The 19508-nt window shown below is 73.6% G+C and carries 20 protein-coding genes and 1 riboswitch; of the genes, 7 read left to right on the top strand and 13 right to left on the bottom strand.

The features are described from left to right. Positions 1 to 2: 2 nt before the first annotated feature. From CCO04_RS25760 to CCO04_RS25750, 3 genes are read right to left on the bottom strand one after another with little or no spacing between them, the layout of a single operon-like run. Positions 3 to 677, bottom strand: coding sequence for a response regulator transcription factor (locus CCO04_RS25760; RefSeq protein ID WP_215817042.1), 675 nt, complete (start codon positions 675 to 677; stop codon positions 3 to 5). Further along, on the bottom strand, positions 662 to 2179 hold the full coding sequence (locus CCO04_RS25755) for a cell wall metabolism sensor histidine kinase WalK (RefSeq protein ID WP_252373894.1): 1518 nt from the start codon (positions 2177 to 2179) through the stop codon (positions 662 to 664). The genes CCO04_RS25760 and CCO04_RS25755 overlap by 16 nt, the downstream gene beginning before the upstream one ends. Continuing rightward, the gene (locus CCO04_RS25750; protein ID WP_215817040.1) at positions 2088 to 2429 is read right to left on the bottom strand and encodes a hypothetical protein; all 342 of its coding nucleotides are present in this window, start codon (positions 2427 to 2429) and stop codon (positions 2088 to 2090) included. The genes CCO04_RS25755 and CCO04_RS25750 overlap by 92 nt, the downstream gene beginning before the upstream one ends. Positions 2430 to 2597: 168 nt before the next feature. Between CCO04_RS25750 and CCO04_RS25745 the strand changes: the two genes are divergently transcribed. After that, positions 2598 to 4151 (top strand): AMP-binding protein, encoded by a 1554-nt coding sequence (locus CCO04_RS25745; protein WP_215817039.1) that lies wholly within the window; start codon positions 2598 to 2600, stop codon positions 4149 to 4151. Here the strand turns inward: CCO04_RS25745 and CCO04_RS25740 are convergent. Continuing rightward, positions 4118 to 4669 carry a hypothetical protein gene (locus tag CCO04_RS25740; protein WP_215817038.1) on the bottom strand — a complete coding sequence of 184 codons (552 nt, stop codon included), beginning with the start codon at positions 4667 to 4669 and terminating at the stop codon, positions 4118 to 4120. The two genes, CCO04_RS25745 and CCO04_RS25740, sit on opposite strands and share 34 nt — an antisense overlap. Before the next feature lie 178 nt (positions 4670 to 4847). Between CCO04_RS25740 and cobN the strand changes: the two genes are divergently transcribed. The 5 genes from cobN to CCO04_RS25715 are packed head-to-tail and all read left to right on the top strand — an operon-like array spanning position 4848 to position 11643. Beyond that, the gene (cobN, locus tag CCO04_RS25735; protein WP_252373892.1) at positions 4848 to 8426 is read left to right on the top strand and encodes a cobaltochelatase subunit CobN; all 3579 of its coding nucleotides are present in this window, start codon (positions 4848 to 4850) and stop codon (positions 8424 to 8426) included. Beyond that, positions 8423 to 9148, top strand: a complete 726-nt coding sequence (locus CCO04_RS25730; protein WP_215817036.1) for an SAM-dependent methyltransferase — start codon at positions 8423 to 8425, stop codon at positions 9146 to 9148. The genes cobN and CCO04_RS25730 overlap by 4 nt, the downstream gene beginning before the upstream one ends. Position 9149: 1 nt before the next feature. Next, positions 9150 to 9512: a hypothetical protein gene (locus CCO04_RS25725; protein WP_215817035.1), complete on the top strand. Its 363-nt coding sequence runs from the start codon at positions 9150 to 9152 to the stop codon at positions 9510 to 9512. Continuing rightward, on the top strand, positions 9509 to 10903 hold the full coding sequence (locus CCO04_RS25720; protein WP_215817034.1) for a cobyric acid synthase: 1395 nt from the start codon (positions 9509 to 9511) through the stop codon (positions 10901 to 10903). The genes CCO04_RS25725 and CCO04_RS25720 overlap by 4 nt, the downstream gene beginning before the upstream one ends. Continuing rightward, positions 10900 to 11643, top strand: a complete 744-nt coding sequence (locus CCO04_RS25715; RefSeq protein WP_215817033.1) for a cobalt-precorrin-6A reductase — start codon at positions 10900 to 10902, stop codon at positions 11641 to 11643. Before CCO04_RS25720 ends, CCO04_RS25715 begins: the two co-directional genes overlap by 4 nt. A gap of 22 nt (positions 11644 to 11665) precedes the next feature. Here CCO04_RS25715 and CCO04_RS25710 read toward each other — a convergent pair whose 3' ends face one another. Continuing rightward, entirely contained in the window at positions 11666 to 12514 is an 849-nt protein-coding gene (locus CCO04_RS25710) for an NAD(P)H-binding protein (RefSeq protein ID WP_215817032.1), read from the bottom strand. Positions 12515 to 12620: 106 nt separating this feature from the next. Here CCO04_RS25710 and CCO04_RS25705 point away from each other — a divergent pair, with 106 nt between their 5' ends. After that, entirely contained in the window at positions 12621 to 12992 is a 372-nt protein-coding gene (locus CCO04_RS25705) for a helix-turn-helix domain-containing protein (RefSeq protein ID WP_257751603.1), read from the top strand. Here CCO04_RS25705 and CCO04_RS25700 read toward each other — a convergent pair whose 3' ends face one another. The 8 genes from CCO04_RS25700 to CCO04_RS25665 form a co-directional block, all read right to left on the bottom strand. Then, complete coding sequence (locus CCO04_RS25700) at positions 12993 to 13745, bottom strand: hypothetical protein (RefSeq protein ID WP_252373891.1); 753 nt, start codon at positions 13743 to 13745, stop codon at positions 12993 to 12995. A gap of 108 nt (positions 13746 to 13853) precedes the next feature. Further along, positions 13854 to 15227, bottom strand: coding sequence for a HAMP domain-containing sensor histidine kinase (locus tag CCO04_RS25695; protein ID WP_215817030.1), 1374 nt, complete (start codon positions 15225 to 15227; stop codon positions 13854 to 13856). Further along, the gene (locus CCO04_RS25690; protein ID WP_257751600.1) at positions 15224 to 15925 is read right to left on the bottom strand and encodes a response regulator transcription factor; all 702 of its coding nucleotides are present in this window, start codon (positions 15923 to 15925) and stop codon (positions 15224 to 15226) included. The genes CCO04_RS25695 and CCO04_RS25690 overlap by 4 nt, the downstream gene beginning before the upstream one ends. After that, a complete protein-coding gene (locus CCO04_RS25685) occupies positions 15922 to 16860 on the bottom strand; it encodes a cobalamin biosynthesis protein (RefSeq protein ID WP_215817029.1) in 939 nt (312 codons plus the stop codon). Before CCO04_RS25685 ends, CCO04_RS25690 begins: the two co-directional genes overlap by 4 nt. Beyond that, the gene (locus CCO04_RS25680) at positions 16857 to 17672 is read right to left on the bottom strand and encodes a CbtA family protein (protein ID WP_215817028.1); all 816 of its coding nucleotides are present in this window, start codon (positions 17670 to 17672) and stop codon (positions 16857 to 16859) included. Before CCO04_RS25680 ends, CCO04_RS25685 begins: the two co-directional genes overlap by 4 nt. Before the next feature lie 12 nt (positions 17673 to 17684). Then, entirely contained in the window at positions 17685 to 17903 is a 219-nt protein-coding gene (locus CCO04_RS25675) for a CbtB-domain containing protein (RefSeq protein WP_215817027.1), read from the bottom strand. Between the two features lie 59 nt (positions 17904 to 17962). Continuing rightward, a riboswitch (cobalamin riboswitch) is annotated at positions 17963 to 18041 on the bottom strand. A 72-nt stretch (positions 18042 to 18113) separates the two neighbouring features. Next, positions 18114 to 18872, bottom strand: a complete 759-nt coding sequence (locus tag CCO04_RS25670; protein WP_215817026.1) for a hypothetical protein — start codon at positions 18870 to 18872, stop codon at positions 18114 to 18116. Then, complete coding sequence (locus CCO04_RS25665) at positions 18869 to 19489, bottom strand: DUF6318 family protein (protein WP_215817025.1); 621 nt, start codon at positions 19487 to 19489, stop codon at positions 18869 to 18871. The genes CCO04_RS25670 and CCO04_RS25665 overlap by 4 nt, the downstream gene beginning before the upstream one ends. Positions 19490 to 19508 lie beyond the last annotated feature (19 nt).

Below are 19508 nucleotides of genomic sequence, written 5' to 3'. Positions count from 1 at the left end.
GGCTAGCGGTCGAGCCGGTAGCCCATGCCGCGCACGGTCGTGATCGTGTCGGCGCCGAGCTTGCGGCGCAGGTAGCCGACGTACACGTCGACCACGTTGGAGCCCGGGTCGAAGTCCAACCCCCAGACGTGGTCGAGGAGCTGCTCGCGGGACAGCACCTGGCCGGCATGGCGCAGGAAGATCTCGGCGAGCGCGAACTCCCGCGCGGACAGCTCGACCTCGCGCCCGGCCACCGTGGCCCGGCGGGTGCGCAGGTCGAGGTGGACGCGGCCGGCGCTGAGGTGGTCGAGGACGTCGCCCGCGCCGTCGGCCGGGGCCAGGCGGCGCAGCCGCAGCTTGACCCGGGCGTTGAGCTCGGCGAACCGGAACGGCTTGGGCATGTAGTCGTCCGCACCGCCCTCGAGCGCGGTGACCGTGTCGGTGACCGAGTCCCGGGCGGTGAGCACGATGACCGGCATCCGCGAGCCCTGGGCGCGCAGCTGGTCGAGGACTGCGAAGCCGTCGAGGCGGGGCAGGCCGATGTCGAGCACCAGCAGGTCGAAGTCGCCGGAGAGCGCGTGGTCGAGCCCGGTCAGGCCGTCGCCGGCGACGGTCGTCTGGTGGCCCTCGGCGCGCAGGCCCTTGGCGACGAACGAGGCGATCCGCTCCTCGTCCTCGACGATCAGGATGCGGGCCACGGGAGCTCCTCGGTGTCGGTCGGGTCGGGGCGGACGGCCGGAACCTCGACCACGAAGCGGGCGCCGGCGCCCGGCGCCGGGTCGGCGTACGCCCGGCCGCCGTGGGCCTCGGCGATCGCGGCGACGATGGACAGCCCGAGGCCGAACCCCTCGTCCCCCTCCGGTACGGCGGCCCGCCCGAACCGCTGGAAGATCCGCTCCCGGTCCGCGGGGGCCACCCCGGGCCCGGCGTCGTGCACCCAGCAGTGCAGCGGGGTCCCGGTGCCGCCGCTGCTGAGGCCGGCGCCGATCTCGATCCGGGTGCCGGGGCCGGTGTGCTTGACCGCGTTGTCGGCCAGGGCGAGCAGCGCCTGGGTGATCCGCTGGGCGTCGAGGACCAGGTCCGCCGGGAGGTCGTCGCCGAGGGCGAGCACCCAGTCGCGCTCGCCGAGGGCGCGGGCCTTGGTGACCACGGCGGCGAGCAGGTCGGCGATGTCGGTGGTCGCGGGGGAGAGGAAGTCGGGCCGGTCGCTCTTGGCGAGCAGGATCAGATCGCCCACCAGGCGCGCCATCCGGTCCACCTCGTCGAGCAGCAGCGCGCGGGTCTCGGCGACCTCGACCGGGTCGTGCGGGTCGAGCAGCTCGAGGTGCCCGCGCAGGATCGTCAGTGGCGTGCGCAGCTCGTGCCCGGCGTCGTCGAGGAACTGCCGCTGCCCCGCGAACGCGTGCTCGAGCCGGTCGAGCATGCCGTTGACGGTCCGGGTGAGCGCGGTGATGTCGTCATTGCCGCGCTCGGGCAGCCGCCGGGACAGGTCGGTGGCGCTGGTGCTCTCGGTGGCTGTGCGCAGGCTGCGCAGCGGGCGCAGCAGCCGGCCCGACTGCCACGCCGCGGTCGCGGTGACGAGGACGGCGGCGATGACCGCGACCAGGGCGTACGTCCGCATCGTGCGCAGCAGCTCGCCGCGCTCCTCGTCGAGGAAGGTCACGACGAGCAGCGCCCCGCGCTGGTCGCCCTGGGTGACCGGCTGGCTGGTGATCCGGACCTCGCCGCGGTCGGTGTCGAGGTACGCCGTACCGCCGTCGGTGACCAGGGGAGCGGCCGCGGCGAGGAACCGCTGGTCACGGACCAGCGGATCGTCGGGGAAGCGCACGATCCGGCCGTCGCCGACCCAGCCGACGAGCAGCTCGTCCTCGTCGGGCACGTTGCGCTCGAGGAAGCCGCTGAGCAGGTCGCGCACGGACGCGAAGTCGCCGGTCTTCTGCAGGGCGACGAACTCGTCGAGCTCCTGCTCGACCTCGCGCTGGGTGGACTCGGTGAGCGAGCGGCTCTCGACGAAGTAGACGATCAGCCCCGCGCCGGCGAGCGCGACCGTGACGAGGAGGGCGACCGCGGCGGTGATCCGGGTCCGGACGGAGACCCCGCGGCGGGGCTCAGTCGTCATCGCGCTCGTCGCGGTCGTCCCGGTCGTCCCGGCCGCCTCGCCGGTCGTCGTCCCGGCGGTCGTCGTCGCCGTGGTCGTCATCGTCATCGTCGTCGAGGTCCGGCTGCGGCCGGATCACCTCGTCGGTGGTCCGGGGCGCAGTCGGGCCGGTCGGCCGCGTCGGCGTGCCGGGCGTGGTCGGGGTGGTCGGGGCCGGTGCCGTCGGCAGGTCGACCGGCGGCCGGGCCGGCGGCTCGTCGTCCGCGCCCGCGGCGACCACCGCGCCCGCCGCGAACGCGACGAGCACGAGCAGCAGCGCGAGCGGCAGCAGCACCTTCCCGACCCGTCCCATGACGTCGATCATCCTGCCCCACCGTGGGCCGCCGGTGAGAGCCGGATGAGAGGACTCTCATCTGCCTGAATGCATCCTTTGGGAGGGAGCGGACGCCTGGCCCGCGGGCCTAGGGTGGTCCGTGTCACACCCGCGTCGTACCCGTGTCACACCCTGGGAGGCCCCCGCGTGTTCGTCCCCTTCAGCGTCAACGACTTCCTCGACCGCGCCGTCCAGGTGTACGGCGAGCGGGTGGGCGTCGTCGACGAGCCGACCCAGCCCGCGCCGAGCCAGGGCGAGCTGACCTACGCCGAGATCGGTGCGCTCGCGCGCCGCCAGGCCGCCCGGCTCGACGAGCTCGGGATCGGGGTGGGCGACCGGGTCGCGGTCGTCAGCCACAACAGCAGCCGGCTGCTCACGTCGTTCTTCGGCGTCAGCGGGTGGGGCCGGGTGCTGGTGCCGGTCAACTTCCGGCTCAGCCCCGACGAGGTGCAGTACATCGTCGAGCACTCCGGTGCCCGCGTCCTCTACGTCGACCCCGAGCTCGAGGAGTCGCTCGCCGGGGTCACCTGCGAGCAGAAGTACGTCCTCGGTGACGACGACGCGCTCTACGCCGCCCCGGGCACCGAGCCGCGTCCGTGGGCCTACGACGAGGGCGCGACGGCGACGATCAACTACACCTCCGGCACGACCGCGCGGCCCAAGGGCGTCCAGATCACCCACCGCAACATCTGGGTCAACGCGCTGACCTTCGGCCTGCACGCGGGGATCAGCGACCGCGACGTCTACCTCCACACGCTCCCGCAGTTCCACGCCAACGGGTGGGGGATGCCCTTCGCCATGACCGGCGTCGGCGCCCGGCACGTCATCCTGCGCAAGGTCGACGGCGCCGAGATCCTGCGCCGGGTCCGCGACCACGGCGTGACCGTGATGTGCGCGGCGCCGGCGGTCGCGGCCGCCGTCCTGGAGGCCGCGCAGACCTGGGAGGGCGAGATCCCCGGGCGCGACAAGGTGCGGATCATCATGGCCGGCGCCCCGCCGCCGACCAAGACCGTCATCCGGGTCCAGGAGGAGCTGGGCTGGGAGTTCATCCAGATCTACGGCCTCACCGAGACCTCCCCGCTCCTCACCATCAACCGCACCCGGGCCGAGTGGGACGACCTGTCCGCCGAGGAGCGCGCCACCCGGCTGACCCGGGCGGGCGCGCCGGCGCTCGGCGTACGGCTGGCGATCGACGAGTCCGAGGAGGGCGCCGGCGAGGTGCTGGCCCGCTCCAACGTGATCCTCGAGGGCTACTGGGAGCAGCCCGAGGAGTCGGCCGCCGCGCTCAAGGACGGCTGGTTCCACACCGGCGACGGCGGCTTCGTCGGCGACGACGGCTACCTCATCATCGCCGACCGCAAGAAGGACGTCATCATCACCGGCGGCGAGAACGTCACCTCGATCGAGGTCGAGGACACCCTCTTCTCGCACCCGGCCGTCGCCGAGGTCGCGGTCATCGGCGTCCCCAGCGAGAAGTGGGGCGAGACCATCAAGGCGCTCGTCGTGCTCTCCGCCGACGCCACCGCCGGCCCCGAGATGGAGGCCGAGCTGATCCGCTGGTGCAAGGACCGGCTGGCCGGCTACAAGGCGCCGACATCGGTGGAGTTCCGCGACGAGCTGGCCCGCACGGCGACCGGCAAGCTCCAGAAGTTCAAGCTCCGCGCGCCCTACTGGGAGGGGCTCACCCGCCAGGTGAACTGATCGGCCGGGACGAGCGTGGCGGCCCATCCCGCGCCCTGCCACGCCGTCACGGTCGTCTCGGCCCAGTCCCCGCCCACCGCGGGGACGACGACGTCGACCTCGGTCGTGACCCGGTCGGGCCGGGCCGCCGGTACGCCGAGCGGCTGCCCGCTGATCGGGTCCACCAGGTCGGCCGCGCCGTCGACGCAGGTGACGCGGCGCAGGCCGATGCCGAGGCGCCGCTGGTGCTGGGCCAGGCTCAGCGCGGCGATCCCGGCGGCGCCGTACCCGACGACGGAGAGCTGGTCCGGAGGGTGCACCGCCGACCCGCGGGCGTAGCGCACCGAGCGCAGCAGGTCGCGCCCGTCCTCCCAGGTCGGTACGACGACCCGGACCCCGCCGCGCGTCGCGATCCGGCTCGCCAGCGCGCCGACGGCCTCGGCGTCGGTGCGGACCGCGGGGTGCCACAGCAGGAGGGTGTCCAGGTTGGGGTGGCCGTGCACGGCCACATTGAGACCAGGCGCCTGCGGGGAAGTCACGGGACCACCGTAGGCTGAGCCCCCACAGGTCCGTGGCCCAGGAACCCGGTGTGAGACCGGGGCGGTTCCGCCACTGTGATCCCGACGGCCCCCGCGAGGGCGCCGCCGGGCAGCCAGACACTGGCCACGGACACACCTACCGATGAGGGGCGAGAACCCCGAGGAGGCTTTGAGCGTCATGGCGCGCATCGCACTGCTGTCCACGTCCGACACCGACCTGCTCTCCGCACGGGCCAGCGGCACCGACTACCGGTGGGCCAACCCGAGCCGGTCGGGCCTCGACGGGCTCGTCGCGCTGGCCGAGGACAGCGACCTGGTCGTGATCCGGCTCCTCGGCTCCCCCCAGCAGTACGACGGCGAGCTGGCCGCGCTGCAGGCCACCGGACGTCCGCTCGTGGTGCTCGGCGGCGAGCAGACGCCGAGCGCCGAGCTGATGGAGACCTCGACCGTGCCGGTCGGTCTCGCGGCCGAGGCGCACCGGTACCTGGCCGAGGGCGGCCCGCGGAACCTCGCGCAGCTGCACGCCTTCCTGTCCGACACGGTGCTGCTGACCGGTGAGGGCTTCGAGCCGCCGGAGGTGATCCCGGCGTGGGGCCTGGTCGAGCGGCCGGCCGCGCCTGCCGCCGCGGACCTCGCCAAGGTCGGCGTGCTGTTCTACCGCGCGCACCAGGCGAGCGGGAACACCGCCTTCGCCCACGCCCTGTGCGACGCGATCGACGCGACCGGTGAGGCCGTCGGCGTGCCCGTGTTCGCGGGCTCGCTGCGGGCGGCGCCCGACGCGCTGTTCGACGCGCTCGGCGAGCTCGACGCGCTGGTCGTCACGGTCCTCGCGGCCGGCGGCAGCGTCCCGGCCGGTGCGAGCGCCGGTGGCGACGACGAGACCTGGGACGTGGAGCGGGTCGCCGCGCTCGACATCCCCGTGCTGCAGGGCCTGTGCCTGACGAGCAGCCGTGCCGAGTGGGAGGCCTCGGACGACGGTGTCTCGCCGCTCGACTACGCCAACCAGGTCGCGATCCCCGAGTTCGACGGCCGGATCAGCACCGCGCCGTTCTCGTTCAAGGAGCTGGACGACGCCGGGCTGCCGTCCTATGTCGCCGACCCCGAGCGCGCGGCGCGGGTGGCGGGTCTCGCGGTCGGCTACGCCCGGCTGCGCCGGGTCCCCAACGCCGAGAAGCGGATCGCGCTGATGCTCAGCGCCTACCCGACCAAGCACTCCCGGATCGGCAACGCCGTCGGTCTCGACACCCCGGTCTCCGCGGTGCGGATGCTGCGCCGGCTGCGCGACGCCGGGTACGACGTGGGCGACGGCTTCGGCGTCCTCGACCTGGACGACGACACGGTCGCCGGCGACACCCTGATCCACGCCCTCATCGCGGCCGGCGGCCAGGACGAGGAGTGGCTGACCCAGGTCCAGCTCACCGACGCGCACGTGCGGATCAGCAAGGCCGACTACGACGCGTGGACCGCCGACCTCCCGGCCGACCTGCGCGGTGACATGGTCGAGGCGTGGGGCGAGTCGCCCGGCACGCTGTTCGTCAACGACAGCGGCGAGATCGTGCTCGCCACGCTCCAGGCCGGCAATGTCGTGCTCATGATCCAGCCGCCCCGCGGCTTCGGCGAGAACCCGGTCGCGATCTACCACGACCCCGACCTCGCGCCGTCCCACCACTACCTGGCGGCCTACCGCTGGGTCGAGCACGGCTTCGGTGCCCATGCCGTCGTCCACCTCGGCAAGCACGGCTCGATGGAGTGGCTGCCGGGCAAGAACGCCGCACTGTCGGCGTCCTGCGGCACCGACGCGGCGATCGGCAGCATGCCGCTGATCTACCCGTTCCTCGTCAACGACCCCGGCGAGGGCGCGCAGGCCAAGCGCCGCGCCCACGCCACGATCATCGACCACCTCATCCCCCCGATGGCGCGCGCTGAGGCGTACGGCGACATCGCGCGGCTCGAGGGCCTGCTGGAGGAGTACGACAAGATCTCCGCGATGGACCCGGCCAAGCTGGCCGCCATCCGCGGTGAGATCTGGCAGCTCATGCACGCCGCCGAGCTGCACCGCGACCTCGGCCTCGACGAGAAGCCCGAGGACGACGACTTCGACGACTTCCTGCTCCACGTCGACGGCTGGCTGTGCGAGATCAAGGACGTCCAGATCCGCGACGGGCTGCACGTCCTGGGCCAGGCACCCGAGGGGGAGGCCCGGGTCAACCTGGTCCTCGCCATCCTGCGCGCCGCCCAGGTCTGGGGCGGCCAGTCGCACGCCGTCCCGGGGCTGCGGGCCGCGCTCGGCCTCGCTCCCGAGGCGCCCACGACCGAGGTCGACCGGGTCGAGGCCGAGGCCCGCGAGCTGGTCGAGGCGATGGAGAAGTCCGGCTGGGACCCGGCCCGCGTCGACGACCTCCACGCCGACCCGAGCGTGCGCCAGGTGCTGGCGTTCGCCGCCACCCAGGTGGTCCCGCGCCTGGCCCGGACGACCGACGAGCTCGACCACACCCTGCACGCGCTCTCCGGTGGCTACGTGCCCGCCGGCCCGTCCGGCTCGCCGCTGCGCGGCCTGGTCAACGTGCTGCCGACCGGCCGCAACTTCTACACCGTCGACCCGCGCGCGGTGCCCTCGCGCCTCGCCTGGCAGACCGGCCAGGCGATGGCCGAGTCGCTCGTCCAGCGCTACCTGGACGAGGAGGGCTCCTACCCGGAGTCGGTGGGCCTGTCGGTCTGGGGCACGTCGGCGATGCGCACCTCCGGCGACGACATCGCCGAGGTCCTCGCGCTCATGGGCGTGCGTCCCGAGTGGGACGAGGCGTCCAAGCGCGTCCACTCCCTGACGATCATGTCGCTCGAGGAGCTCGGCCGGCCGCGCATCGACGTCACCGTGCGGATCTCCGGCTTCTTCCGCGACGCCTTCCCGCACGTGGTCGCGATGCTCGACGACGCCGTCCGGATGGTCGCCGACCTCGACGAGCCGCTCGACGTCAACTTCGTGCGCGCCCACGCGCAGGCCGACGTCGCCGAGCACGGCGACGCACGCCGGGCCACCACGCGGATCTTCGGCTCCAAGCCGGGCTCCTACGGCGCCGGCATGCTCCAGGCCGTCGAGTCGGGCTCGTGGCGCGACGACGCCGACCTCGCCGAGGTCTACACCGCCTGGGGCGGCTTCGCCTACGGCCGCGACCTCGACGGCGTACCGGCCGCGGACGACATGCGCGCCAACTACAAGCGGATCAAGGTCGCGGCCAAGAACATCGACACCCGCGAGCACGACATCGCCGACAGCGACGACTACTTCCAGTACCACGGCGGCATGGTCGCCACGATCCGTGCGCTGACCGGCGCCGACCCCAAGGCGTACGTCGGCGACTCGACCTCGCCCGACGCCGTCCGCACCCGCACCCTGCAGGAGGAGACCAACCGGGTCTTCCGGGCCCGCGTGGTCAACCCGCGCTGGATCGGCGCGATGCAGCGCCACGGCTACAAGGGCGCCTTCGAGCTGGCCGCGACCGTCGACTACCTCTTCGGCTTCGACGCGACCGCCGGTGTGGTCCACGACTGGATGTACGAGTCGCTGGCCAAGGAGTACGTCCTCGACGAGACCAACCAGGAGTTCCTGCGCAAGTCCAACCCCTGGGCGCTGCGCAGCATCGTCGAGCGGCTGCACGAGGCCAAGGACCGCGGCCTGTGGGCCGAGCCCGACCCCGAGGTGCTCGCGGCGCTCCAGGCGGCCTACCTCGAGGTCGAAGGGGACCTCGAGGACCGATGAGCGCGCGGGTCAGGATCCTCGGCTTCGGGATGGGGCCGCAGCACGTCACGCCGGAGGTCGCCGAGGCGCTGCGCGGCTGCGACTACGCGCTCGCGGTCCAGAAGGGCGACGAGGACGCGCTGCTGGAGGCCCGGCGCGCGGTGTGCGCGGCCCACGGCGTCGAGCTGGTCGTCGTCCGGGACCCGGAGCGCGATCGCTCGCCCGGCCTCGACCGCGCGGGCTACGAGGGCGCCGTCGCCGACTGGTACGCCGCCCGGCTGGCCGCCTACCGTGCGGTGCTGGAGGAGCGCGGCGGCACCTGCGCCTTCCTGGTCTGGGGCGACCCGTCGCTCTACGACGGCACGATCCGCGTGGTCGGCGAGCTCGGCGTCCCCTTCGACGTGCTGCCCGGGGTGAGCGCCCCGCAGGTGCTGGCCGCCCGGCACGCGGTCGTGCTGCACGAGGTCGGCCAGCCGGTCCACGTGACCACCGCTCGCCGGCTGCGCGGCGACGTCGCCGCGGGCCAGCGCAACCTCGTCGTGATGCTCACCGCCGGGATCGACCTCGACGGCTTCGCCGACTGGGACATCTGGTGGGGCGCCAACCTCGGCGGTGCGGGGGAGCGGCTCGTGGCCGGCCGGGTCGGTGACGTCGTCGCCGACATCGAGGCCGCGCGGGTCGCTGCCAAGGCCGAGGCCGGCTGGGTGATGGACCTGTTCCTGCTCCGCGGTCCGGAGGCCTGAGGTGGCCCTGCCCGAGCGCGACGTCCTGCTCTGCCGCGACTGCTGCTGCGGCACCACCAAGAAGCACCCCGACGCCGACCACGCCGGTCAGCGCGACGAGATCGAGGCGCTCGACGACCCGGCGGGCCGGCGCGGGCCGCGGGTCCGGGTGCGCGTCGTCGACTGCCTCGACGAGTGCGACCGCTCGAACGTCGTGCTGGTGCGCGACTTCACCTGGTTCCCCGGCGGACGGCGGCCCAAGGACTTCTGGCTCGGCGGCGTGCTGTCCGGCGCGGCGACCGAGGCGGTCGTCGACTGGGTGCGCGAGGGTGGTCCGGTGCCCGCCTCGCTGCAGCGCCACCTGTTCCGCGGGAAGCGCGGATGACCCGCGGCGCCGCGCTGCTCGTCGCCGGGATGACCTCGGACGCCGGCAAGAGCGTGGTGACGACGGGGCTGTGCCGGGCGTTCGCGCGGCGCGGGATCCGGGTGGCGCCGTACAAGGCGCAGAACATGTCCAACAACTCGATGGTCGTCACCGGACCCGACGGCGTGCCCGGCGAGATCGGCCGCGCCCAGTGGGTGCAGGCGGTCGCCGCGGGCGTGACGCCCGAGGTCGCGATGAACCCGGTGCTGCTCAAGCCCGGCAGCGACCGGCGCAGCCACGTCGTGCTGATGGGTCAGCCCGCGGGCGAGGTGTCCTCGCGCAACTGGCAGGACGGTCGCGCCCACCTGGCCGAGACCGCGTTCGCCGCGTTCGACGGCCTGCGCTCGCGCTTCGACCTCGTCGTCGCCGAGGGCGCGGGCAGCCCGGCCGAGATCAACCTGCGCTCCAGCGACTACGTCAACATGGGGCTGGCCCAGCACGGTGAGGTGCCGACGATCGTGGTCGGCGACATCGACCGCGGCGGGTGGTTCGCGTCGGCGTACGGGACGCTGATGCTGCTCGACGAGGCCGACCAGGCGCTCGTCAAGGGGTACGTCGTCAACCGCTTCCGCGGTGACGTCGACCTGCTGCGGCCGGGGCTGGCCGATCTGGAGCGCCGCACCGGCCGGCCGACGTACGGCGTGCTGCCGTGGCACCCCGACCTGTGGCTCGACTCCGAGGACGCCCTCGACCTCGCCGGGCGCCGGGCCAAGGTCGGTGCGGGCGTGCGCAAGGTGTCCGTCGTCCGGCTGCCGCGGATCAGCAACTTCACCGACGTCGACGCGCTCGGGCTGGAGCCCGCCCTCGACGTGGAGTTCGTCTCCGACCCGGCCCGGCTGGCCGATGCCGACCTGGTCGTGCTGCCCGGCACCCGGGCGACGCTGGCCGACCTGGCCTGGCTGCGCGAGCGCGGGCTCGACGTCGCCGTGCAGCGGCACGCCGCGGCCGGCCGCCCGGTGCTCGGGATCTGCGGCGGCTGCCAGATGCTGGGCCGCCGGATCGAGGACCCCGACGGCACCGAGGGCACGGCCGGCGCGGCCGTCGACGGCCTCGGCCTGCTCGACCTGACCACCCGGTTCGCGCCGGAGAAACGCCTCGCGCTGCACGAGCCGGCCGGCTACGAGATCCACCACGGCCGGATCACCGGCGCGACGACCGCGGGGTCGGTGACCGGCACGATGGTGCACGGCAGCCTGGAGGACGACGCCACGCGGGGCGCCTACCTGGAGTCCGCGCTCGGCGTGGCCTCGGGAGCGTCGTTCCCGGCCGCCCGGGCCGCCCGGCTCGACCTGCTCGGCGACCTGGTCGAGGAGCACCTCGACCTCGACGCACTGCTGGAGCTGACCCGGTGACCGGGCCGCGGGTGCTGCTGCTCGGCGGTACCGGCGAGGCCCGCGCCCTCGCGGCCCGTCTCGTCGAGGACGGCGTCCCCGTCGTCTCGTCGCTCGCCGGCCGGGTCGCCCGTCCGCGGCTGCCGGTGGGCGAGGTGCGGATCGGCGGCTTCGGCGGCGTGCCGGGGCTGCAGACGGCGCTGGCGCAGTTCGACGTCGTGGTCGACGCGACGCACCCCTTCGCGGCGGGCATCTCGCGCAATGCGGCCGCGGCCTGCGCTGCCGCCGGAGTGCCGCTGCTGCGGCTCGAACGACCCGGCTGGGCCGATCGCGCGACGCCCTCGTGGATCTGGGTACGCAACCACGAGGAGGCCGCGGTCGTGGCCGGCGAGCTCGGCAGCCGGCCGTTCCTGACCGTCGGGCGCCAGGAGCTCGCCCGCTTCGTGCCGGTGCTGCACGACCACGAGGTGCTCGCCCGGGTCGTGGACCCGCCGGACCTCGACGTGCCGCCGGCCTGGGAGCTGCTCACCTCGCGCGGGCCCTACACGCTGGAGGGGGAGCGGGTGCTGCTCGCCGATCGGGACGTGCTCGTCACCAAGGACTCCGGCGGCGCCCTCACCTGGCCCAAGATGGAGGCCGCCGCCGAGCGCGGCATCCCGGTCGTCGTCGTGCGCCGGGCCCCGGCGCCCGACGGCGTCGACACCGTGACCGGTGTCGACGCCGTGGTCGCCTGGCTGGACGGGCTCGCGCCCGGGTCCTAGCCGGTCAGGCGGCTCAGACCGGTCAGGCCGCCGCGCGGACGGCGTCGGCGAGGGTGGTCGCCGGGCGGCCGAGGAGGCCCGCGAGGTCGGCCGGGTCGACGTACAGCTCGCCGCGGCCCAGGCCGAGGTCGGCGTCGGCGAGGACCTCGGCGAACGGCTGCGGGACGCCGCCACCCACGAGGGCCGAGACGAGCTCGGGCGCCGGGACGTCGACGTACGTCACGTCCTGGCCGGTGGCCTCGGCGACCGTGGCGGCCAGCTCGGCGAGCCCGAACGCGGCGCCGCCCAGCTCGTAGACCGCGGCCGGCTGCTCGGCCAGCAGCGCGCTCGCGGCGGCCTCGGCGTAGTCCGCGCGGGTCGCCGCGCTCACCTTGCCGTCGCCGGCGGCGCCGAGGACCGCCCCGTGCTCCAGGTACGTCGCGAGGTGGTCGGTGTAGTTCTCCAGGTACCAGCTGTTGCGCAGGAAGGTGTGCGGGACGCCCGAGGCGACGATCGCCTCCTCGGTGGCCTTGTGCTCGGCGGCGAGGCCGAGGCCGGCCGTGTCCGCGTTGGAGATGCTCGTGTAGGCGAGGAGGCGCACCCCGCCGTCCTTGGCGGCCTCGATGACGTTGCGGTGCTGCGGCAGCCGGCTGCCGACCTCGCTGCCGGAGACGAAGAGGACCCGCTCCGCGCCGGCGAACGCGGCGTCGAGGGAGGCGCGGTCGGCGTAGTCGACGCGCTGGGTGCGCACGCCCAGGGCGGCGAGACCGGCGAGGCGCTCCTCGTCGCGGCCCAGGGCGAGGATCTGGTCGGCGGGGACGCCCTTGGCGAGCAGCGCGGTGACGGCGAGGCGGCCGAGCTGGCCGGTGGCTCCGGTGACGACGAGAGACATGAGGTGGTTCCTTTCGGAGGTCTTCGGTGGGGTTCGTCGGTGTCAACGGGCGCTTGGGGGAGTTACTTCCCATTGGTTAGTACGCACTTTGAGGTAAGGTACTTCCGTGGGAGAGAGTGCTACGGCCGAGCAGCCGATCTTCGAGCAGTTCCCCGGCGGGGTCTTCCCGGCCGCCTGCTCCAGCCGGGTCCTGCTCGACCACGTGATGAGCAAGTGGGGCGTCCTCGTCCTCGTGTCCCTCACCGACGGCACCCAGCGCTGGAGCGACCTGCGCCGCCGGGCCCAGGGGATCAGCGAGAAGATGCTGGCCCAGACGCTGAAGACCCTGGAGGCCGACGGCCTGGTCCACCGCGAGCAGCAGCCGGTGATGCCGCCCCGGGTCGACTACAGCCTGACCCCGCTGGGCGAGGAGCTCGCCGAGGTGCTCGTGCCGCTGCTGCGGTGGGTGGGGCGCAACGCCGACGAGATCATCGGCTGATCATCTGTTCCTGACCACGTCGACCCGCGAGACGCTCAGGTAGGTCACCGTGGCCAGGATCGCGCCGAGGAACAGCACGCTCGTCCCCGCGGTGCCCAGGCCCAGCCCCTGCTCGCGGGCCGGGGTCGCGAGCCAGTCGCCGATGTTGGCCCCCAGCGGCCGGGTCAGGACGTAGGCCAGCCAGAAGGTGAGCACCGGCCCCGCTCCGAAGCGCCACGCGGCGGCGATCGCCGCGATCAGGCCGAGCGGCAGGAGCACCGCCTGGCCGGGACCCCAGCCGGTCAGGTCGAGCGTCCAGTCGCCGACCGCCGTACCGAGGGCGAAGGTGACCAGGACCGCCAGCCAGTAGAAGGTCTCGCGCGCGGTGGTGTCGATGTGATGGATCGAGAGGGTCCGCTCCTTGCGGTACCAGAGCGCGAAGACGCCGGCGAGGAGCACCGCGAACGCCGTGGAGCTGATCCAGAGCGGGACGCCGAGCTGGTCGGTGAGGATGTCGGTGTAGAGCGTCCCGGTGATGCTGACCACCACGACCGCGAGCCAGTAGACCGGTGCCTTGTACGCCGGGAGCCGCATCTGCGCGTAGAGCACGGCGCCCAGGAGGACGGTGAAGAGGAGCGCGGTGTTGACCAGGCCGACGCCGAGCGTCCCGTTGATGTAGTCCGCGAAGCTCTCACCGACGGTGGTGCACAGGATCTTGATGATCCAGAACCAGACGGTGACCTCGGGGACCTTGTTCAGCAGCCGACGCGACATCAGGGGTGTCGCCGCAGAGAGATGAGTTGCCATGCCGCCGAGCATCGGTGGGCGAACCTGACAGCGACCTGACCACCGCGATCACCGAGGTCACCGAGGTCACCGCGATCACCGGGGTGCGGCCGGGAGGGTGAGCACGAACCGGGTGCGCAGCGGACCGTCGGCGACCGCGACGTCGCCACCGAGGCTCCGTGCGATCCGGCGGGCGAGGGACAGGCCGAGACCGGTGCCGCTCGGGCCGCTGTCGCCGCCGCTGCTGCTGCCGGTGCGGCCGGGCTCGAAGATCGTCTCGCGCTCGTCCGGCCGTACGCCCGGGCCGTCGTCGTCGACGCTCACCGCGACCAGGCCGGGGCGCACGACCCGGGCCGAGACCTCGATCCGGCCGGCCGCGTGGCGCCGGGCGTTGTCGAGGACCGGCGCGAGCGCGCGGACCACGAGCGGGGCCGGGACGAGCACCTGGATCGTGGGATCGACGTCGACCACGAGCCCGACATCGCGATCGGTCTCGGCGCCGGTGGCGGCGAGCGCCTCCTCGACGGCCTCGCCGAGGGCGCAGCGCTCCGCCGCGCCGGTGCCGCCTGCGGCGCGGGCCAGGTCCAGCAGGTCCTGGATCGCGGCGCCCATCCGCCGGGCGGCCTGGGCGATCTCCCGGAGGCTCTCCTCCAGGCGGGGCGGGAGGTCGTCCTCCAGCAGCGCGAGGTCGGCATTGGCCTGGACGGCGGTGAGCGGCGTGCGCAGCTCGTGGGCGACCTCGGCAGTGAGTCGTTGCTCGGAGCGGATCGCCGCGGAGACCCGGTCGAGGAGGCGGTCCAGGGTCCGGCCCAGGCCCGCGATCTCGCCGTTGCCCGAGCCGAGGTCGAAGCGCTGGCCGAGGTCGCGCTCGCTCCAGTCGTCGGCGGTGCGGGTCATCTCCGCGACGGGCGCGAGCGCCCGGCGGGTGACCCACCACGTGAGCCCCGACGCCAGCAGCACCATGAGGATGCCCGCACCGATGCAGACGAGCAGCGCCAGGCGTTCGCTTCGCTCGTACGGCGCCAGCCGCTCGGTGAGCACGACGACGCCGGTGACCCGCGTCCCGCCGGGGCCCGCGACGGTGAAGGGCTCGGCGCGCAGCCGGATGTCGTCGGTCCCGGCCGGGGTCAGGTTGCGGGGGCGTCCGGCGGTCGCCAGGTCGGCGTACGTGTCGCGGTCGGCGTCGGGGACGCTGCCGGCGGTGAGCGTCCCGGTGCCGTCGTACACGGCGACGCCGGCGGCGAGCTGGTCGGCCGGCGCGTCCGGACGCCCCTGGTCGTCGACGGTCAGCGCCGAGACGACGGCGGCGCTGCGGTCGGCGAGCACCCGGTCGATCCCGCGGTTGGTGGACTGGGCGAGGACGAGCTGGACGAGGACCGTCAGCGCGATCACGGCGAGCGTGGTGATCGAGGCGGTGAGTGCGACGAGCTGGGTGCGGAAGGAGTCCCCGGCGCCCCGCCACCGGCTCATGCGGGTGCGCTGCCCGGGTGCTGGATGCGGTAGCCCACGCCGCGCACCGTCTCGATCGTCGCCGGCGAGCCGACCTCCGCGAGCTTGGCGCGCACCCGGCGCATCAGCGAGTCGACGGTGTTCTCACTGACCGCGGCGCCGTCGGGCCAGGCGGCGCCGACGACCGCGCGCCGTCGTACGACCTCGCCGGGGCGGGCCGCGATCGCGGCGAGCATCCGGAACTCGGTGGGGGACAGCAGCACCTCGCGCCCGGCCACCCGCAGCGTGTGGGCGGCGGCGTCGAGCTCGATCCCGGTACCGTCCGGGCGCGGCGCGACCTGGCGGTGGTGCCGGCCGCGACGGCCGAGGACGGCGACCCGGGCGAGCAGCTCCTTGACCTCGAACGGCTTGGTCACGTAGTCGTCGCCCCCGGCGCTGAAGCCCGAGAGCCGCTGGTGGACGGCGTCGAGCGCGGTCAGGAACAGCACGGGCGCCTCCTGCCCGGCGGCCTGGAGCGCCTGGCAGACGTCGCGGCCGTCGGCGTCGGGGAGCCCGATGTCCATCACGACGACGTCGAGCCCGGCGGTCGCGCCGAACCGGCTCATCGCCTCGGCACCGTTGTGGGCCAGGACCACCTCGTGCCCGTCGAGCTCGAGCGCGTGGCGCACGACGCGCCGCAGCGCGGGGTCGTCCTCGCAGACGCCGACGGTCAGCCTCACGCGCCCATGATGGACGATCGCGTCAACCAGGCGGTGAGACCCGCCGCGAGACCGATCCGCCGGGCGAGCACCCGGGCCCGCTCCAGGTCGGCCCGGGTCGGGGCCGGACCGTCGCCCATCACGGCCCGGTGCTCGACCCGGCCGGCGTAGTCGTTGGTCCCGCCGAGGTGGATGCCGAGGGCCCCGGCGAACGCCGCCTCGACGGGTCCGGCGTTGGGGCTCGGGTGACCCGAGGCGTCCCGGCGCCAGGTGCGCCAGGCGTTCGCGGGGTCGTCGCCGAGGACGACGGCGAGGGCCGCCGTGAGCCGCGCGCCCGGCAGGTTGAGCAGGTCGTCGAAGCGGGCCGCCGCCCACCCGAAGCGCTCGTAGCGCGGACTGCGGTGGCCCACCATCGCGTCGAGGGTGTTGGCGGCGCGGTGGCCCAGCAGGCCGGGGATCCCGGCGATCGCGCCCCAGACCAGCGGGGCGACGACGGCGTCGGAGGTGTTCTCGGCCAGCGACTCCAGGGTCGCCCGGACGATCTCCGCCTCGTCGAGCTGCGAGGTGTCGCGGCCGACGAGGTGGGTGAGCTGGACCCGGGCCGCGGGCAGGTCGCCGGCGGCCAGCAGCCGGCCGACCTCGGCCGCCTCGCGGTCGAGCGACGTACCGCCGACGACGGCCCAGGTGGCGGCGGCGGTCAGGAGGGCGCGGGGGACGGGGCGTCGTACCTGCTCGGGGGCGAGGGCGAGCGCCACGGTGCCGCCGACGAGAACCCCGACGTGGACGACGCCCGCGACCCGGTCGTCGCGCCAGGTCCGCTGCTCCAGCCCTGCCGCGACCCGGCCGAAGCCGGCGACGGGATGGCCCCGCCGCGGATCGCCGAGGAGGCGGTCCGCGGCGAGGCCGAGGAGCAGTCCGGTCGCGGTACCGCGGCGTCGTCCGCGCCGCCGGCTCACAGGCTGGCGGCGAGGGCGCGGCGCTCGGCGTCCGCGGTGGCGCGGTCGTAGAGCTTGCCGACCAGACCGGTCAGCACGACCCCGATCACGCCCCACAAGGTGGCGAGGGTGAGCAGCGAGGAGCGGCGGAAGTACCAGAGGGTGTCGGCCGGGAAGGTGCCCAGCTCGTCGACCGTCGGCAGCAGCGCCGCGGTCACGCCGACCACCACGAGGTAGCCCGCGCCCGCCACCACGATGGCGGTGAAGGCATCGAGGCGCTGGCTGAGCCGGCGCGCGATGACGACCGCCGCGATCGCGGCGAGGACCGAGACCAGGAGCATCCCGAAGTACTCGGTGGTCCGGCTGTTGATCGTGTCGGGGTCGCCGACGGCCGGCGGCGTCGCCGGGTACTTGAGGAACGGGACCAGCGCGATCGAGACGAACCCGATCAGCGCCACCAGAGCCGTCGACCCCCGCGCGCGGAGGCCGCCGAGACGACCCACGACCGCGGCCGCGGCCAGCGCGGTGAGCCCGCCCAGCGCCGTACCGATGGCGAGGGTGCCGGTCAGCAGCCCCCAGCTCTTCTGGTTCTCCCGGGAGATCTCGACCATCCCAGACTCCTCGTGCTCGGCCTCCTCGGCAGCCGGCGCCGGCGCGGGCTCCGCCGCGGCCTGAGCCTCCTCGAGCGCGATCGCGTCGTCCACGTGCGGCTCACCGAGGGCGAACGCCACCGCGAACGTGAACAGGCCGGCCACCAGACCGGCGATGAGGCCGCGCAGCAGGAACGCCGCCGGCGTCAGGGCAGACTTCTCCCCAGGAACGGTGCTCGTCATGATCCCCGCCGCTCAGTGGCAGGGGTAGCCCAGCAGGTGCCGGGCGTCGTGGACCCACTCGTGCACGGCGTTGCCCGCCGGGATCGAGATGGCACCCTGGTCAGCGCTCACGAAGAAGATCGCCAGCATCGCCAGCAGACCGAAGAAGACGACCCACGTACCCAGCTGGAGCAGCGGCACGGTGGGGAGCTGGATGACCGGCGCGACCGGAGCAGCAGACGACTGCGACATGGATCCTCCTGAGGGATTCTGCGTCCCTGTGACGTAGTGATGAGGTGGCAGGCCTTCGGGTCTGACTCCACCGCTCTCGTCCTCACGTCGGAGGCGGTGTCACAGTAGCGCGACTGTGCCGGAATCTCACCGGCTTCCTCGAGCCTGCAAGTACGGACTCTAGGGCAATTCCGCCCCGCCCGGCAGGGGCGGGTTGGTGGGTGGACGCCCTCAGTAGCCCACCAACGTCGGCGTCGCCTCGATCGCGCGCACCGCCTGCGGCGTACTGGTGAGCGTGACGGTGCCCGGAATCGTCCGCCACGGCCCCGCACCGTCGAGGCGGAAGGCGCCGGTGAAGGTCGTCGCGAGGCTCGGGTGGTAGCGGCCCTTGCGCTCGTAGCGGTGGGTGATCCGGAGCTGGGGGTAGGGGGCGCCGGGGTCGGTCGTGGTCCTTGTCGTCTGGTCGCCGTAGTGCCAGGTGAAGGTGGCGGGGGTGGCGCGGATCGTGACCTGGTGGCCGAGGAGGGTGACCGTGTGGGTGAGGGGGCGGGGGTCGGGTGTGTAGAAGTTGGTGTCGAGGTTGACGAGGGTGAGGCCGTCGGGGGGTTGGATGACGAGGGTGGGGCGGGGGAGGGGGAGCTCGGCGAAGGCGTGGCGGATGTCGGTGAGGGTGAGGGTGGGTTGGTCGGGGGTGGGGGTGGTGCCGGGGCAGAAGGTGATGCTCGACGACTCGCTGGTGCTCTGCGCAATCGTGTCGGCCGCGCCACATACCTGGCTCCCGAGGAGAATCACTGGTCCCCCAGGAGCGGCATGACCAACGTCGCTGGGGCCGTTGTTGCGACCATCTCGCGTTTCCTCGGCGACAGTGACGTAGAAGTTGCCCTGGCCAGCTCCGCCGCTCGTGTCAGGCGTCGGACCGGGGTCGGCTACGGCCGGGGTGCTGCCGAGGATCGTGGAGACCAGCATCAGCAGCGCCGCCAAGGTCTTCATCGCAGCTCCATGACATCCAGGCGCCACCGCTGTTCAGTCCACAGTAGGTATGCCGTGAATCGGTCGGTCCCTTCGCCACGCACGTCTCTCTTGCCTGTGGAGTCGATGATGGTTTGGGCGTTGTACGAGACGTCCTGCTCTATTCGGAGGCCATAGTCGCCGGACTTGAGGTCGAGGTCGACGACCTCGGTGATGCGACTCGTGTTGATGCCACCGAGGATGCGTCCTCCCTGCGAGTACAGGCTCCGGATCTCTTTGACGAAGGCCAGGCATACATCACAGGTTGACGCAGACAGTTGACGCAGCGCCTTCACATCCCCGGTCGCCTGCGCGTAGTTCACCAGCTCCCAGTAGTACTCGACGAACGCCCGAGCACCGGCCTCACTGGCTTCTCGCGCCGCCTCGGGCAGCACTGGCACCGCGGGGCCAGGGGCCGCGGTCGGCGACCCGCTGGCAGTCCCGTCCGCCGAAGCGGACTCCGACCTAGTGGGCCCAGGATCAGGCGGGTCGGCGTTGCAGCCTCCCACCCCCGCCCCCAGTACGACGAGCGCCAACGCCACCACAAAACGCCGGCGCTTCGCACGCACCGCCGCAGACCAACCCGAAATCAGAGCCATCAAAGGTCCTCCCGAGAGA

The sequence above is a fragment of the Pimelobacter sp. 30-1 genome, from assembly GCF_018831735.1.
Lineage (GTDB): Bacteria > Actinomycetota > Actinomycetes > Propionibacteriales > Nocardioidaceae > Nocardioides.
Note: the sequence above shows the minus strand (reverse complement) of the source record. Positions and strands in the feature narration are given on the sequence as shown.

Coding starts and splice junctions, on each gene's coding strand:
- CCO04_RS25675 (WP_215817027.1), bottom strand. CDS start 17,903: ATGTCGCAGTCGTCTGCTGCTCCGGTCGCGCCGGTCATCCAGCTCCCC.
- CCO04_RS25680 (WP_215817028.1), bottom strand. CDS start 17,672: ATGACGAGCACCGTTCCTGGGGAGAAGTCTGCCCTGACGCCGGCGGCG.
- CCO04_RS25755 (WP_252373894.1), bottom strand. CDS start 2,179: ATGACGACCACGGCGACGACGACCGCCGGGACGACGACCGGCGAGGCG.
- CCO04_RS25720 (WP_215817034.1), top strand. CDS start 9,509: ATGACCCGCGGCGCCGCGCTGCTCGTCGCCGGGATGACCTCGGACGCC.
- CCO04_RS25665 (WP_215817025.1), bottom strand. CDS start 19,489: ATGGCTCTGATTTCGGGTTGGTCTGCGGCGGTGCGTGCGAAGCGCCGG.
- cobN (WP_252373892.1), top strand. CDS start 4,848: ATGGCGCGCATCGCACTGCTGTCCACGTCCGACACCGACCTGCTCTCC.
- CCO04_RS25750 (WP_215817040.1), bottom strand. CDS start 2,429: ATGGGACGGGTCGGGAAGGTGCTGCTGCCGCTCGCGCTGCTGCTCGTG.
- CCO04_RS25730 (WP_215817036.1), top strand. CDS start 8,423: ATGAGCGCGCGGGTCAGGATCCTCGGCTTCGGGATGGGGCCGCAGCAC.
- CCO04_RS25700 (WP_252373891.1), bottom strand. CDS start 13,745: ATGTCGCGTCGGCTGCTGAACAAGGTCCCCGAGGTCACCGTCTGGTTC.
- CCO04_RS25695 (WP_215817030.1), bottom strand. CDS start 15,227: ATGAGCCGGTGGCGGGGCGCCGGGGACTCCTTCCGCACCCAGCTCGTC.
- CCO04_RS25710 (WP_215817032.1), bottom strand. CDS start 12,514: ATGTCTCTCGTCGTCACCGGAGCCACCGGCCAGCTCGGCCGCCTCGCC.
- CCO04_RS25670 (WP_215817026.1), bottom strand. CDS start 18,872: ATGAAGACCTTGGCGGCGCTGCTGATGCTGGTCTCCACGATCCTCGGC.